The 13,982-nt window shown below is 65.1% G+C and carries 12 protein-coding genes; 4 read left to right on the forward strand and 8 right to left on the reverse strand.

Annotation, left to right across the window (positions count from 1 at the left end; genetic code table 11):
* From P3C39_RS14440 to P3C39_RS14450, 3 genes are all read right to left on the reverse strand, one after another.
* Entirely contained in the window at positions 1–1,122 is a 1,122-nt protein-coding gene (locus tag P3C39_RS14440; protein ID WP_013532992.1) for a class II histone deacetylase, read from the reverse strand.
* An 83-nt stretch (positions 1,123–1,205) separates the two neighbouring features.
* On the reverse strand, positions 1,206–3,932 hold the full coding sequence (locus P3C39_RS14445; RefSeq protein ID WP_275953835.1) for a LuxR C-terminal-related transcriptional regulator: 2,727 nt from the start codon (positions 3,930–3,932) through the stop codon (positions 1,206–1,208).
* Positions 3,929–4,591: a GNAT family N-acetyltransferase gene (locus P3C39_RS14450; RefSeq protein ID WP_224673970.1), complete on the reverse strand. Its 663-nt coding sequence runs from the start codon at positions 4,589–4,591 to the stop codon at positions 3,929–3,931. Before P3C39_RS14450 ends, P3C39_RS14445 begins: the two co-directional genes overlap by 4 nt.
* A gap of 203 nt (positions 4,592–4,794) precedes the next feature.
* Between P3C39_RS14450 and P3C39_RS14455 the strand changes: the two genes are divergently transcribed.
* Genes P3C39_RS14455 through P3C39_RS14470 form a run of 4 tightly spaced genes read left to right on the forward strand, consistent with a single transcriptional unit; the run spans position 4,795 to position 9,141 of the window.
* Positions 4,795–6,090 (forward strand): ArgE/DapE family deacylase, encoded by a 1,296-nt coding sequence (locus P3C39_RS14455; protein ID WP_027163903.1) that lies wholly within the window; start codon positions 4,795–4,797, stop codon positions 6,088–6,090.
* Complete coding sequence (locus P3C39_RS14460) at positions 6,087–7,145, forward strand: phosphotransferase (protein ID WP_275953834.1); 1,059 nt, start codon at positions 6,087–6,089, stop codon at positions 7,143–7,145. The genes P3C39_RS14455 and P3C39_RS14460 overlap by 4 nt, the downstream gene beginning before the upstream one ends.
* Positions 7,146–8,456 (forward strand): aspartate aminotransferase family protein, encoded by a 1,311-nt coding sequence (locus P3C39_RS14465; protein WP_275953833.1) that lies wholly within the window; start codon positions 7,146–7,148, stop codon positions 8,454–8,456. It abuts the gene before it with no gap.
* A 16-nt stretch (positions 8,457–8,472) separates the two neighbouring features.
* The gene (locus tag P3C39_RS14470; protein ID WP_024502527.1) at positions 8,473–9,141 is read left to right on the forward strand and encodes a GntR family transcriptional regulator; all 669 of its coding nucleotides are present in this window, start codon (positions 8,473–8,475) and stop codon (positions 9,139–9,141) included.
* Here P3C39_RS14470 and P3C39_RS14475 read toward each other — a convergent pair.
* Genes P3C39_RS14475 through P3C39_RS14495 form a run of 5 tightly spaced genes read right to left on the reverse strand, consistent with a single transcriptional unit; the run spans position 9,138 to position 13,867 of the window.
* Entirely contained in the window at positions 9,138–10,442 is a 1,305-nt protein-coding gene (locus tag P3C39_RS14475) for an FAD-dependent oxidoreductase (protein ID WP_063171574.1), read from the reverse strand. The genes P3C39_RS14470 and P3C39_RS14475 overlap by 4 nt on opposite strands.
* Positions 10,439–11,422: a branched-chain amino acid ABC transporter permease gene (locus P3C39_RS14480; protein ID WP_275953903.1), complete on the reverse strand. Its 984-nt coding sequence runs from the start codon at positions 11,420–11,422 to the stop codon at positions 10,439–10,441. Before P3C39_RS14480 ends, P3C39_RS14475 begins: the two co-directional genes overlap by 4 nt.
* Positions 11,419–12,327 (reverse strand): branched-chain amino acid ABC transporter permease, encoded by a 909-nt coding sequence (locus P3C39_RS14485; RefSeq protein WP_275953831.1) that lies wholly within the window; start codon positions 12,325–12,327, stop codon positions 11,419–11,421. The genes P3C39_RS14480 and P3C39_RS14485 overlap by 4 nt, the downstream gene beginning before the upstream one ends.
* Positions 12,324–13,073 carry an ABC transporter ATP-binding protein gene (locus P3C39_RS14490; protein ID WP_013532982.1) on the reverse strand — a complete coding sequence of 250 codons (750 nt, stop codon included), beginning with the start codon at positions 13,071–13,073 and terminating at the stop codon, positions 12,324–12,326. The genes P3C39_RS14485 and P3C39_RS14490 overlap by 4 nt, the downstream gene beginning before the upstream one ends.
* Positions 13,070–13,867: an ABC transporter ATP-binding protein gene (locus tag P3C39_RS14495; protein ID WP_013532981.1), complete on the reverse strand. Its 798-nt coding sequence runs from the start codon at positions 13,865–13,867 to the stop codon at positions 13,070–13,072. The genes P3C39_RS14490 and P3C39_RS14495 overlap by 4 nt, the downstream gene beginning before the upstream one ends.
* Between the last annotated feature and the right edge of the window lie 115 nt (positions 13,868–13,982).

The following is a 13,982-nucleotide window of genomic DNA, read 5'->3' on the forward strand; positions in this document are numbered from 1 at the left end:
TCAGGCCGCACTGGCGAGACGTTGGCGCAGGCCGGCGAGCAGGCCTTCGGCGGCATCGATCACCGCGGCCTGATGAAGCTGCAGGTCTTGCCCGGCCCATTCGTCGATATGGTCCGACAAAGGGTCGACCACTTCGGTACGGTGATTGGCTAGCGTCTCGATGACGGCATGGCCGCAGAACGGCACATAGCCCTCGGAGTAGCCGCCTTCATGGGTCATCATCAGGCGCCCTTGCGAGGTCTCGGCGGCCAGCGCAACCATGCGCGCGGCGAGACGCCTGAAGCATTCGCTGTTGAGCATCATGCGGCCGAGTGGATCGAAGCCGGACGCATCGAAGCCGGAGGCGACGATGACGAGGTCCGGCCTGTAGGCGCGCAGTGCCGGCGCGACAACGCGGTCGAAAGTCGCTTCATAAGCACCGGTTCCGCTGCCGGCCGGCAGCGGGATGTTGATGTTAAAACCCTCGCCGGCATCTTTCCCGTTGTCGGCCAGCGCACCGCGCCCGGTCGGATAGAGATTGTCCTGGTGCACGGAAATGGTCAGAACCGACGGGTCGGAATAGAACACCGTCTCGGTGCCGTTGCCGTGATGCACATCCCAGTCGACTATCGCCGCGCGCCCGAGCAGGCCTTCATGCTGCAGCCGGCGGACAGCGACGCCAATGTTGGAGAACAGGCAGTTGCCCATCGCCTGGTCGGGCTCGGCATGGTGTCCCGGCGGCCGCGCCAGCGCATAGGCATTGTCGACGCGGCCCGTCAGCACGGCGCGCATCGCGGCATAGGTGGTGCCGGCCGACAGCAGCGCGATGTCAAAACTGTTGAGGCCGATCGGCGCCTGCGGCCCGGCGAAACCGGAGCCGCGTTCGCTGAGCATGCGAATATCGTCGACATGGCGTTGCGTGTGCACGCGCAACAGGTCGTCGACCGAGACCGGCTCGGGGATGATCGGCACCAGATGCCGCGACAGGCCGCTGACCTGGATGAGGTTGTTCAGCCGGCGCTTGGAGCCAGGGGATTCCAGATGCCGGCCGGGTTCCACGAAACGGCCGGGCGGCATCATGTCGGCGCTGGAGCCGGTGTCATGCCACATCAGCTGTTCGTGAAAAACGTAGCCTGTCGCCATCCGCAGCGTCCTCTGAAAACCAAGTGACGCTAGCAGGCTAACGATCAGATCGCCCGACCCGAAAGTGGGGTCGCGCCTCTTATCTATGCCCCTCCTTTCGGAGGGGTATGGGCGCCTGCAGATCCTTGCGCGGCGCGCACCGCCTGCACCCGGTTGGTCACCGCGAGCTTGCCGAAAATGTTCTTCAGATGCCATTTCACCGTGGTCTCGCTCACCGACAACGCCAAGGCGATATCGCGGTTGGACATGCCCTCGGTGAGATAGCGCAGCAGTTCGGCCTCGCGCTGGGTGAGCTGTTCCTTCTCGGCGGCTGGTGCGGTCAGTTTGCGTGTCGCGACAGGCATCGCCTGCGCGGCATCGATGATGCGCGACGCATAGGCTGACAGTGCGGGATCGGTCTTCGCCTGGGCCGCGCGCAGCCGCATCAACCCTTCGACAACAGGCCTTCCCTCGTCGACGAAAGAACGGATGAAGCCGGAGGGTTGGGCGAGACGCAACGCATTGAGGAGATTGCGGTCTGCCTCGCGTTGGTCGTGGGCAGCGCTGGCCGCTTTGGCGCGCAGGATCAGCGCCAATATATGGCGGCGCATGCGCCCGCTGTCTTTCGTGCGCTCGAGCAGCGCGTCGAAAACCCCCGCGGCAGCGGCATAGGATTTCTCGGCCGTCAGCAGGCGGCCCTCGGCAAAGAACTCGAACTCGTTGGCGGTAGTGATGACCACCGAAGCCTCGGTCCCTTCGCCCCGATGCTCGGCCAGCAGCGCACGCGCCTCGGCAATACGGTTCTGGTCGAGCAGCACACGTATGCGGTCATGCACGATCATCGATGCCAGGCGGCGATACACCGTGCCGTGTACGCGTTGATAGACGCGTTCAAGCATATCCAGTGCCGCTTCGGTGCGACCGGTCAGCTGCAGCACGCGGGCATAGGTCGGCACGCTGGCCAGGGGATAGACGATGACCGCCGCGCCCTCGATCTGCGGTCCGAGATTCTCGACCAGGGTCAGCGCTTCGCCCGACGCATTGGTCTCATAGGCAAGTTCCGCAAGCAGCGTGCCGGCCAGGGCCTCGGCATAGGAGTTTGCACCGATCCGCGCCCGAGCCTCGATGATCGCGTTGCGCAGCAGCCGCTCGGCGGCGGGCAAGCGGCCCGCCGAACGCTCGATCACGGCCATGTAGCAATTGGCAATGGTGACGCCGAGCAGGCTGCCGCTTCGCTCATGCGCCCGGCGTGCCGCATCGATCGCGGCGCGGGCACCTTCAAGGTCACCCAGCGCGTAGAGGTTGTAGCCGATGACATTGGCGGTCGCGCCCTCCATGAACCAGGCATCTGGCGCGATGACGCGCAGGGCCGCAAGGGCTGTGTCGCGCGCCTGATCGAACTGCTCCAGCGTGCTGTGAACGGCGGCGGCGAGAACCACGAGCTCGGCCTCGATCGTTGTGCCGGTCATCGTGCCCGGGTCGTTGCTGTCGGTCGGTCCGGCTTCGACCAGCTTGCGCGCATTGCTCAGCGTCTGTTGGGCAATCTCCGGCTGGCTGCTGTGCACCGCCAACCACAGCACGACCAGCTGCAGCCGAATGCGCTGGTCGATCAGCTTCCTCGGCAGCAGTGCCAGCAGCTGGCGCACGTAGAGAAGCTGGCACTGGGCGATGAGGTCGAGCGCATTGTTCTCCACGAACACCGCCGCGCGGGCCTGGTCGCCGGCGGCCAGCGCGTGCCCGATCGCCTCTGTCAGCATCTTGCGCTCGCCGAACCATTCGGCGGCCGCCAGATGCAGCGGCGCGATCATCTCCGGTTCGCGCCGTTCCATTTCGCGGCTGAGGAAATCGCGGAACAGATGATGGAAGCGGAACCAGCGCCGCTCTTCGTCGAGCGGCACCAGGAACAGGTTGCGCGTCTCGATCTCGGTGATCGCCGCTTCGGCGTCGGCCGCGCGCATCACCGCCCGGCAGGCCTCGGCGCTGAAGCGTTCGAAGATCGAGCTGTAGAGCAGGAATTTTGCGATCGCCGGCGGCAGTTCCAGGAACACTTCGCCCATCAGGAAGTCGGCGACGTTTCGGTTGGCGCCGGTAAAATTGCCGATGACGGTTTCCGGTGCATGCGCGGCACTCAGTGACAAAGAGGCCAGTTGCAGGCCGGCGGCCCATCCTTCGGCGCGCGAGCACAAGGTCTCCACCGTGCCGCTGCTGACGCTCAGGCCCAGCTTGTCGTTGAAGAAAGCTTCGGCCTCGGACGAGGCGAAACGCAGATCTTCGGGGCCGATTTCGAAAACGTCGCCAAGCACCCGGAGCTTGCCGAGCTGCAGGTCGGGCAGGCTGCGTGAGCCGATGACGAAAGCAACATTTTCCGGCGCCTGCCGGGTCAGGCGCTCCATGAACCGCTTCACCGCCGGCGCCTCGACGGCGTGGTAATCGTCGAAGAACAGGGTGATGTCGGCCTCGCGCGCCGCCAGACCCGCCACAAGTGCCGCGAGCACGACATCGAGCTGCGGGATGGGGCTCGACTGGAAGGCAAGGTCGAGTTCCGCCGGGCTCTGGACCAGATGGCGCAGCGCGCCCACCAGATGCGATAGGAAGGCGCCCTCATCATTGTCCGTCGCCTCGCAGGACAGCCATGCCGTCAGCCTGCCGTGGCGTGCGATTTCCGCAGCCCATTGCGCCATCGTCGTCGATTTGCCGAAGCCGGCGGGCGCGGCGAACAGCACGATGCGGGTGTCGATATGACGCTCCAGCGTCGACAGAATGGTCTCGCGGCGCACCCATCGGCGATGGTGCGGCGACGCTTGGCTGACGGATTGCGGAGCTGTTCTCATCTAGGTCCGCACAGCCTGTAGCTCTCTGGGGGAGAGTCGCCGCAGCCGCTCCACTCCGCTTCGATCAGCGGAATTTGCGGTGCGGCATCGCGCGGCAAGGTTCCCTTGATACGGGGATCGTCGACGATCTCAAATCCGGTAGCGAAGGGCACGAACCCGCAGGCGCTGTAGAATCCGATGACGCTGTGATGATCGAAGCTGCTTGTATGCAGCCAGATGCGGCTCGGGTTGAGACGCCATGCGAGCTCCAGTGCCCCGGCCATCAGCCGTTTGCCGAAACCGCGGCCGGTCAGGGACGGGAACAGGCCGAAATAGGTGATCTCGATCTCGTTATTGTCGGCGGCGAAGAACTCGACCATGCCGAGATGCGCGCCGGTTTCGTCGTGGCCGTAGTAGAGATGCTGGCGCGGGTCGGCGAAATGCTCGGTGATTTCGGCATCGGACATTTCGGAAACGCGGTCCCACAGCCAGGGTGCGCCGATCTCGAGAAAGATCGCCCGGTAGGAAACGCAATCGGGCGTCGTGATCCGTGTCATGCCCAAGGGGCGCGCGAGATCCGGCTGCGGCGTGCGCGCTTCCATCCAGGTCACCGCATTGGCAAGCTTACCAGCCGGCAGGCGATGGTAGCCAATGGCGAGATCGGTGATTTCGGCGGGCATCGTGTCTTCTGTGATCAACGCATTCCCTCGTCATGTCTTCCAGAGATAGCAGTATCGGCTTGCTGCATCCGATGCCAACTCTCCAAGACCATGGCAGCATCGAACGGCAAGTCCTGGACTGAAAGTTTGGCGCGCATGCCTCTTGCATTTCACAGGAATGGCATATGAGATATGATACACCATCCAGATGAAAGTGAAATGTGATGCCTGAGCGGATTGCGGATGAGGCCATTCTGAGCGCAGTCGATGATGGCTTCGCCCGACAGGTCGCGTTTCTGCAAGACCTCGTGCGCTTTCCCTCCCAACGTGGCGAGGAACACCCCGCGCAGTCGTTTATGGCCGCCGCCTACGAGGCGGATGGCTACGCGGTCGACATGTGGCGCGTCGATGTCGACGTGATTCGCGACCTGCCGGGTTTTTCCCCCGTGGCGGTCTCTTACGACGATGCCTTCAACGTCGTTGCTACCCACACGCCGCGAAACGCGACCGGCCGCTCGCTGATCCTCAACGGCCATATCGATGTCGTTCCGACCGGACCGCTCGACCGCTGGGTCCGCGATCCCTACGATCCGGCGATCGAGGATGGCTGGATGCATGGCCGCGGCGCCGGCGACATGAAGGCCGGCCTGTCCGCCTGCCTCTATGCGCTGAGCGCCTTGCGTAGCCTTGGCTATCAGCCGGCCGCGAACGTGTATCTCCAGTCGGTGGTCGAGGAGGAATGCACCGGCAATGGCGCGCTTGCATGCCTGCAGCGCGGCTATCGCGCCGACGCCGCCTTCATTCCCGAACCGCTGGAGCCGCGGCTGATGCGGGCGCAGGTCGGGCCGATCTGGTTCAGGGTCGAGGTCGACGGCGATCCGCAGCATGCGTCGGGTGCATTTTCGGCCGGCGCCAATGCCATCGAAAAGGCCTTCGTCATCATTCAGGCGCTGAAGCAGCTCGAAATCGTCTGGAACGCGCGCAAGGTCGATGACAGGCATTTCCATGATCACCCGCATCCGATCCGCTTCAACCTCGGCAAGATCGAAGGCGGCGAGTGGACATCGAGCGTTCCGGCGCGCTGTGTCTTCGAGATGCGCGTCGCCACCTATCCCGGCCAGAGGCTCGAAGACGCCAGGGCCGAGCTCGAGGCCTGCATTGCCGATGCGGCGCGCGCCGATCCGTTCCTGGCCAACCGACCACCCAAGATGACCTACAATGGCTTCATGGCCGAGGGCTATGTGCTGGAGGGCGCCGACGAGATGGAAGCGGTGCTGCGCCGCAGCCATACCGCCGTGTGGGGCGAGCCGCTGACGGAACACGTCACCTCGGCGACCACCGATGCACGTTTCTTCGGCCTCTATGCCGACACGCCGGCGATCGTCTACGGCCCGATCTGCCGCATGCCGCATGGCTATGACGAGGCCGTCGATCTCGACTCGGTGCGCAAGGTCACCCAGACGATCGCGCTGTTCATCGCCGACTGGTGTGGCCTCGAACCTATCGAGGCTAAGCCATGAATGCGGCGGTGCCCGATGCGTTCGGCGAAACACTCGCCGAGGACGCACCGGATGTTTCCACGGCCGACGCGCTCGCCATCCTGCGCCGGCACTACGGGCTGACCGGCACCGCGCGTCCGCTGCCTGGCGAACGCGACCACAATTTCCATATTCAGACCGACGGCGAGGGCGAGTTCGTCCTGAAGATCTCCCATCCGGCGGAAGAAGCTGGCTTCACCGATTTCCAGAACAAGGCGCTCGACCACATCCTTGCGGTCGACCCCACCTTGCCGGTTCCCTCGGTGCGCAAAAGCCTCGAGGATGAGGCGCAGTTCGCGGTTAGAGTCGCTGGATCGGCGCCGCGCATCATCCGGCTGGTGACCTATCTGCCCGGTCAGTTGCTGTCGCGCTCGCCGACTTCCGAGGAGCAGGATCGCAATCTCGGCATCTTCCTCGCCCGCCTTGGCAGGGCGCTGCGCGGCTTCTTCCACCCGGCCGCCGGCAGCGACCTGCTCTGGGACATCCGCAAGGTCGCCAAGACACGGCCGATGATGGCGCACATCACTGATCCGACTCGGAGGGCGATGGTCGAGCGCGCGATCGACTCCTTCGAGCAGCATGCAGCGCCGGTCATTCCCACCCTGCGCGCGCAGATCGTCCACAACGACATGAATTCCTACAATGTGGTGATGGATGCTTCGCGGCCGGAGGTCGTCAGCGGCATTCTCGATTTCGGCGACATGATCCATTCGCCGCTGATCTGCGACCTCGCCATCGGCGCCGTCTACCGCTGGCCGGCGGAAGGCCATCCGCTGGCACCGGCGGCGCGCTTTGTCGCAGGTTATCAGTCGCTCCAACCACTGGAGGAGGAAGAGATTGGCATTCTCTTCGATCTGATCCGTGCCCGACTTGCGCTCATCGTCAACATCGCCAGCTGGCAGGCCGAGCGTTTCCCGGCCAAGCGCGACTACGTGCTGCGCCTCGCCACCGAAGTCTGGGCTTCACTCGAACGGTTGAACGGCCTGTCGTCCACCGATGCCCGCCGCTATTTTCTCGACCATTCCAATCCGGAGTAGATGCTCGTGTCCCAGTCCTCGCCATACCCCGCAAATGCCGACGCGGCTGCATCGGAGCGCGCGCTGCTCGAACGCCGCGCCAGGCTGCTCGGGCCGACCTACCGCGCCTTCTACCGCAACCCTATTCATCTGGTGCGCGGCAACGGTGTGTGGCTCTACGATGCCCAGGGCCGCAAGTTCCTCGACGCCTACAACAACGTCGCCTCGGTCGGCCACTGCCATCCGCGCGTCGTCGAGGCACTGTCCGGGCAGGCCGCAACGCTCAACACCCACACACGCTATCTCAGCGAGATCATCCTCGATTACGCGGAAAAGCTTCTCGGCACCGTTCCGGCCCATCTCGGCCACGCGATGTTCACCTGCACCGGCAGCGAGGCGAACGACCTTGCCATCCGCATTGCCCAGCATTCCAGCGGCGGCACCGGGGTGATCATCACCGATTTCGCCTATCACGGCGCCACCATAGCGACGGCGCAACTGTCGCCGGCGGCGGTCGGGGCAAAGGGGGTGCCAGCGCACCACCGCACGGTGGCAGCGCCGGACACGTTCCGCGACCATGGCCGGGCCGCGCATGATTTCGCCGGAAATGTCGCCGCTGCCATAGAGGACATGCGAGCAAAAGGCATCCAGCCGGCGGCGCTGCTTCTCGACTCCGCCTTTCCCAGCGACGGCATCTTCTTTCCCGATGCGGCGGTGATGCGCGAAGCGGCGGATCACGTCAAAAAGGCCGGCGGCATCGTCATCGCCGATGAGGTCCAGTCCGGCTTCGGCCGGCTTGGCCAGGGCATGTGGGGCTTCGCAAACTATGGCATCGAGCCTGACATCGTCACGATGGGCAAGCCGATCGGCGATGGGCACCCGATGGGCGCCGTGCTCGTGCGGCCGCAGCTTGTCGCCTCCTTCGGTTCGAACACCGGCTACTTCAACACCTTCGGCGGCAACCCGGTCGCGGCCGCTGTCGGCCTCGCCGTTCTCGATGTCATCGAAGGCGAGGGGCTGATCGAGAATGCGCGCAATGTCGGCGCCTATACGAGTGAACTGCTGCGCGCCCTGCAGGGCCGGCACGGCGCGGTCGCTGATGTCAGGCACAACGGCCTCTATTTCGGCGTCGAGCTGACGGCGGACGGCGACGGGGCTCTGGCCGCCACCAAGACATCGGCGGTCGTCGAAGCCATGCGCGAGGACGGCGTGCTGATCTCGTCCTGCGGTCCGCGCGGCAATGTGCTGAAGATCAGGCCGCCACTGCCCTTTGCCAGGGACAATGCCGAGCAACTGGCCGAGACGCTCGATCGCGCTCTGTCGAACTGGTGATCGGAGCGGCCCGCGTATGCTGAAGCTTGAACATCAGACCCTGAATGACCGCGCCTATGGCGCGCTCAAGCAGGAGTTGATTTCCGGTGGCTTCAGCCCGGGCCAGGCGCTGGTCATCCGCAAGCTCGCCGAGACGTTCGGCATCTCGACGACACCGATCCGCGAGGCGCTGCAGAGGCTTGTCGCCGAGCGGCTGCTCGAGATGCAGAACAACCGCTCGGTCATCGTGCCGTTGCTGTCCGCGCCTGCCTTCGAGGAGCTGACGCGCATCCGCATCGCCGTCGAGGGACTGGCGGGCGAGATGGCGGCGACCAGGATGAGCGAAAGCGGGCTGGCTGACATCCAGGCGACGCTCGCCGGCATGCAGCGTGCCATTGAGGCCGGCGACGCCAGGGCCTATCTCTCATTGAACGAGGCGTTCCACTTCGCCATCTACCAGCATGCCGGCGCGCCGATCCTTTTGAACATGATCCGCGACCTCTGGGGGCGGGTCGGGCCTTATCTCAAGCTGCTGATGCAGGCCGATCGCTACATCCCGCAGTCCAACGACGCGCATCGCAAGATCGTCGCCGCACTGGAGCAGCGCAGCGGTCCCACTGTGCGGATTTTCATAGAAGAGGACATCGCCGTGGCGGCCGCTGTGCTGTCTGCAAACCTTGACGCTGCCAGGGAGCCGTCGGCCTAGCTCGTCCCGTCCAGCCGGTCGCGCAGCATGCTCCAGCCGAGCAGCATGTTGGGCGCGTGCCGCAGCACGGCGTGGAACGGTATTGGCGCCGGCGGCGCGAAGGGCAGCGGCAGGTCGCGGGCGTCGGTGCCGGCGGCCCAGTCGGCCAGAACCTTGCCCATCGCCGTCGTCATGGCGATGCCGCGCCCGTTGCAGGCGCGACCGGCGATCAGTCCCGGACCGAGGTCGATCAGGTGCGGCAGGAAATCCGGTTCGACCGCTGCCATTCCCGACCAGCTGTAGGCAAGCGGCGGCAGGTCGGGCAGACCGAGATGCCGGCCGAGCCTTCGCCAGATCGTCTGCGGTACGCGCGTATCCGCACCGGCGCCAAGGATATGCATGCCGCCGCTGATCAGCCGGTTTTCGGCGTCGAAGCGGAAGGTGAACAGATTGCGTCTGGTGTCACCGACACCTTGCCCGCCGGGAAGCAACCGGTTGCGCACTTCACGAGGCAGCGGCGCTGTCGCGATCTGGAAGACTTTCAGCGGGAAGTAGGTTCGCTGCAACGACGGATTGAGGGACCAGCCATAGGCGTTGGTGGCGATCAGCACCTTGCCCGCGCGTACCGAGCCAGAGGGCATTTTCAGCATCCAGCCATCGGCTATGCGATCAACCGAGGTGACGCGCGTCTGCTCGAAGATCTTTGCGCCGGCCTTCTCCGCCGCATCGGCCAATCCGCGCGCATAGGCGACCGGATTGAGCACGCCGCCGGAACGGTCCATCCAGCCGCCGACATAGCCTGGCACGCCTGTCAGGGCTTCGACTTCCTGCCGATCCAATGTGACTGCCGGCCGGCCACGCTGTGCCCACTGCCCGGCACGTGACTTGACCTTTTCAAAGGCGGCAGGCGAATGCGCCGGCTGGATCCATCCGTTCTGCACGGCGTCGCAGTCGATGCCGTGCTGCCGGATCAGGCGGAAAACCAGGTCGGCGCTGCCGGCGGCGAAATCGATCAGCCTTTCGCCACGCGATGGTCCGAGATGGGCCAGTATGTCGGCCGGGTCCATCTTGGCGAAGTTCGGCACGACGAAGCCAGCATTCCTGCCGGTTGCGCCCCAGGCGATGAATTCGGCTTCGAGAACGGCGACGGAAAGGCCTTTGCCGGCGGCGTGCAGCGCGGTTGAAAGGCCCGAAAAGCCGCCGCCGACAATGGCCAGGTCGACATCGAGCTTACCCTGCAGCGCCGGCCGTTCGCGGCGGTCGCGGCTGACGGCAAGCCAGAGTGAAGCGCCATGCGCTTCCTGCCGAACCGCGGCATTCATGACGGGGAAACGCTTTTGGCCGTAGTCGCCTTCGTCCGCTTGCCGAGCCAAGGCCGCCGTGGCCTGTCGCCGAACAGCCCGTTCGGCCGGACCAGCAGGATAATGCAGAGCATGACGCCGATGGCGGCGATCTGCAGCGCGGCGGCACGAGCCTGCTGTTCCGGCGGGAAGAGGATGCTGGTCAGCGTGCCCGACCCAGCCCATATCGCCCAGACCAGGATGCTGCCGACGACGGCGCCGAGATTGCTGCCCGAGCCGCCGACGATCAGCATCACCCAGACCTGGAAAGTCAGGATCGGCAAATAATTGTCCGGCGCGATGAAGCCGGTGAAATGCGCCTGCAGTGCACCGGCCAGCGCCATGATGGCGCCGCCCACGGCAAAGGCCTGGACTCGGTAGAAACGCGCGCTCTTGCCAAGCGAGATCGCCGCCCGCTCATCCTCGCGTAGCGCCTTCAGCACGCGGCCCCACGGGCTGCGCGACAGATGTTCCAAAGCGAAATAGGCGACCAGAGTCACCGCCGCGACCACGGCAAGGTTCGACAGGTTGAACAGCAGCGGCGTCTCGGCAAGGCTGCCGAAGGGGCGCGGGATGAAGCCGATGCCGAACGGGCCGCCGGTCAGTTTCTGCGCGTTGAGCGCGACCAGTTGCACGACGACGGCGACGCCGAAGGTGGTGATCGCCAGATAGTCGGACCTGAGCCGCAGCGTCGCCATGCCAGTTAACGCCGCGGCAATGCCGCCGACGACCATGGCGCCCGCCCAGCCGACAACGATCGGCAGGCCAAGGCCACCCAGCCGCGCGGCGTCGTCGGGAGTGGTCAGCAATGCCGAGGTGTAGGCGCCGATGGCGACGAAGCCGGCAAGGCCGACATTGAACAGGCCGGTCAGGCCCCACTGCAAATTGAGCCCCAGCGTGACCAGCGAAAAGATCAGCGCGGTGGTCAGGAAGAAGGCGCCGTAGCCGATCAGATCCATCAGCGTTCCCTCACACCAAACAGGCCGATCGGCCGCACGAACAGCACCGCCATCAGGATGATGAAGGAGACGGCGGCGCGCCATTCGGCGCCGATCAGCTGCACGGCACCGGCCTCGGCGAGCCCGATGATCAGGCCGCCGAGCACGGCGCCGGGGATGCTGCCGATGCCGCCGAGAATGGCGGCGGCAAACATCGGCAATAGCATGTCGAAGCCCATGAACGGGCGGATCTGCACCAGGATGCCGATCATCACGCCGGCCACGCAGGCCAGCGCCCCGCCGATGACCCAGGTGACGCGCACCACGCTGGCGACGTCGATGCCGACGATGCGGGCCAGTGCCGCGTTCTGGCTCAGGGCCTGCATCGAGCGGCCGGTCTGCGTGCGCGTCATCAACAGATGCACGGCGAGCACCAGCACCGCGGTCAGCAGCAAAAGCGCGATCTGGTCTGATGTGATGCGGATGCCGAAGCCGACCGGCATGGCGATCTGGATCGCCCGGCTGAAATAGGTCGGCCGCGAGGTGAAGGTGAATTCGAGCAGGCTTCTCAGCGCCATCGAGGCACCGAAGCTCGCCATCACCACGATGATCGCCTGGCCTTGCGAGCGCAGCCGCGAAAACAGCACCTTGTCGAGCAGCAGCGCCAGCAAAGCGGTGAAAGCCATGCCGACGATCAGCGCGACAATCAGCGGCCAGCCGAAGGACAGCGGTGCGATCGGTGCCACCTTGCCGACTGTCGCGCCGATGGCGCTGACGACGGCCAGCGTCGCGTAGGTGCCCCAGGCCATGAAGTCGCCATGGGCAAAGTTCGAGAAGCGCAGGATCGAATAGGTAAGCGTCACGCCGATGGCGCCCAGGCCGATCATCGAACCCGTCAGCAATCCGTCGACGACAAATTGCAGGCTCATGCCCCACCTCCTGTGCCGGACTTGCGGGGGCGCTGGCCGAGATAGAGTTCGGCGACCACCGGATCGTTCCACAGCTCGGAAGCAATGCCCTCGTGCCGGTCTTTGCCTTCGACCAGCACATAGGCGCGGTCGCCGATGGCGAGCGCTGCCTTGGCATTCTGTTCGACGAGCAGGACAGTGACGCCGGACTTGCGGATGCCGGCCAGCATCTCGAACACCATCGAGACGAATTTCGGCGACAGGCCGGCCGACGGCTCGTCTAGCACCAGCACCTTGGGGTGGACGATCAGCGCCCGCGCAACGGCGAGCATCTGCCGTTGTCCGCCCGAGAGGTTGCCGGCGGCGGTGCGGCGCTGGCGGACGAGATCGGGGAAGGCGGCATACATCTCCTCGATGCGCGCAGGAATTTCGCGCCGCTCAAGGATGCCGCAAGCAACTCTTAGATTGTCCTCGACCGACATCAGTGGGAAGATGTTTTCGGTCTGCGGCACGAAGGCCAGCCCGAGCCGCACCATGGTGTGGGCCGGCGCGGCAGTGATGTCCTTGCCGTCCAGAAATACTGTGCCGCCGGTGATCGGGACGAGGCCGGCGATGGCCTTGATGAAGCTAGACTTGCCGGCGCCGTTGGGGCCGAGCACCACGACGATCTCGCCCTTGGCGACGGTGATCGAGGCGCCGCGCACGATCGGCACGCCGGGCTCGTAGCCGGCTTCGAGGTCGCGGACATCGAGAACGATCTCGCTCATGCCGCGCCTCCGAGATAGGCCTCGATGACGCGCGGGTCGCGAGCGACCTCTTCGGCCGTGCCTTCGCTGAGCAACTGGCCGCTCGCCATGACGAGGACGCGATGGCAGAGCCGCGTTACCATGTCGATATTATGCTCGATCAGCAGGAAGGTGATACCGCGCGCATTGATGTCGCGGATGCGGTCGATGATGACTTCGAGCAGCGTCGCGTTGACGCCGGCCGCCGGTTCGTCGAGCAAGATGATCGCCGGATCGGCCATCATCACGCGGGCGAGTTCGAGCAGCTTGCGCTGGCCGCCGGAAAGCACGCGCGCCGGCTCATGCGCGAGATGGGCGAGGGCGACCAGTTCCAGCAGTTCAAGCGCCTTTGTCCTGGCGGCCCTTTCCTGCGCGGCGACGCGCCATGGCGTGACGAAATTGGCAAGCAGCTTTTCGCCGGCCTGACCCTGTGCCGCCAGCATGATGTTTTCGATCAGCGTCAGGTTGGGCAGCGGGCGCGGTATCTGAAACGTGCGGCCGAGACCGCGTCCGATGCGCAGATGTGCTGCTTCGCCCGAGACGCGCGCGCCGTTGAGAAGGATTTCGCCGCTGGTCGGCAATATGCTGCCGGCAAGCAGGTCGAACATCGTCGTCTTGCCGGCGCCGTTGGGGCCGATGAGGCCGAGGATTTCGCCCGCTTTGACGTTAAACGAGACGTCGTTGACCGCGACAAGGCCGCCGAACCGCCTGACGACATTCCTTGCCGTCAGAACCGGCGCGCGGGTTTCCCCTTGCCGTTTGGTTGCCTCGCTCATCAAACCCTCTGGCCGAAGACGATCGCTGCCGCCTCCTGATTATGATTTGTGATCACACTTGCGTTGATCACGCTATTCGGCTTTAACTTCCTCCGCAAGCCGAAAACCGGCCACG

Origin of the sequence: Mesorhizobium sp. XAP4 (genome assembly GCF_029269325.1) — a bacterium.
Classification (GTDB): Bacteria; Pseudomonadota; Alphaproteobacteria; order Rhizobiales; family Rhizobiaceae; genus Mesorhizobium; species Mesorhizobium ciceri.

Coding starts and splice junctions, on each gene's coding strand:
- P3C39_RS14440 (WP_013532992.1), bottom strand. CDS start 1,122: ATGGCGACAGGCTACGTTTTTCACGAACAGCTGATGTGGCATGACACC.
- P3C39_RS14445 (WP_275953835.1), bottom strand. CDS start 3,932: ATGAGAACAGCTCCGCAATCCGTCAGCCAAGCGTCGCCGCACCATCGC.
- P3C39_RS14450 (WP_224673970.1), bottom strand. CDS start 4,591: ATGCCCGCCGAAATCACCGATCTCGCCATTGGCTACCATCGCCTGCCG.
- P3C39_RS14455 (WP_027163903.1), top strand. CDS start 4,795: ATGCCTGAGCGGATTGCGGATGAGGCCATTCTGAGCGCAGTCGATGAT.
- P3C39_RS14460 (WP_275953834.1), top strand. CDS start 6,087: ATGAATGCGGCGGTGCCCGATGCGTTCGGCGAAACACTCGCCGAGGAC.
- P3C39_RS14465 (WP_275953833.1), top strand. CDS start 7,146: ATGCTCGTGTCCCAGTCCTCGCCATACCCCGCAAATGCCGACGCGGCT.
- P3C39_RS14470 (WP_024502527.1), top strand. CDS start 8,473: ATGCTGAAGCTTGAACATCAGACCCTGAATGACCGCGCCTATGGCGCG.
- P3C39_RS14475 (WP_063171574.1), bottom strand. CDS start 10,442: ATGAATGCCGCGGTTCGGCAGGAAGCGCATGGCGCTTCACTCTGGCTT.
- P3C39_RS14485 (WP_275953831.1), bottom strand. CDS start 12,327: ATGAGCCTGCAATTTGTCGTCGACGGATTGCTGACGGGTTCGATGATC.
- P3C39_RS14490 (WP_013532982.1), bottom strand. CDS start 13,073: ATGAGCGAGATCGTTCTCGATGTCCGCGACCTCGAAGCCGGCTACGAG.
- P3C39_RS14495 (WP_013532981.1), bottom strand. CDS start 13,867: ATGAGCGAGGCAACCAAACGGCAAGGGGAAACCCGCGCGCCGGTTCTG.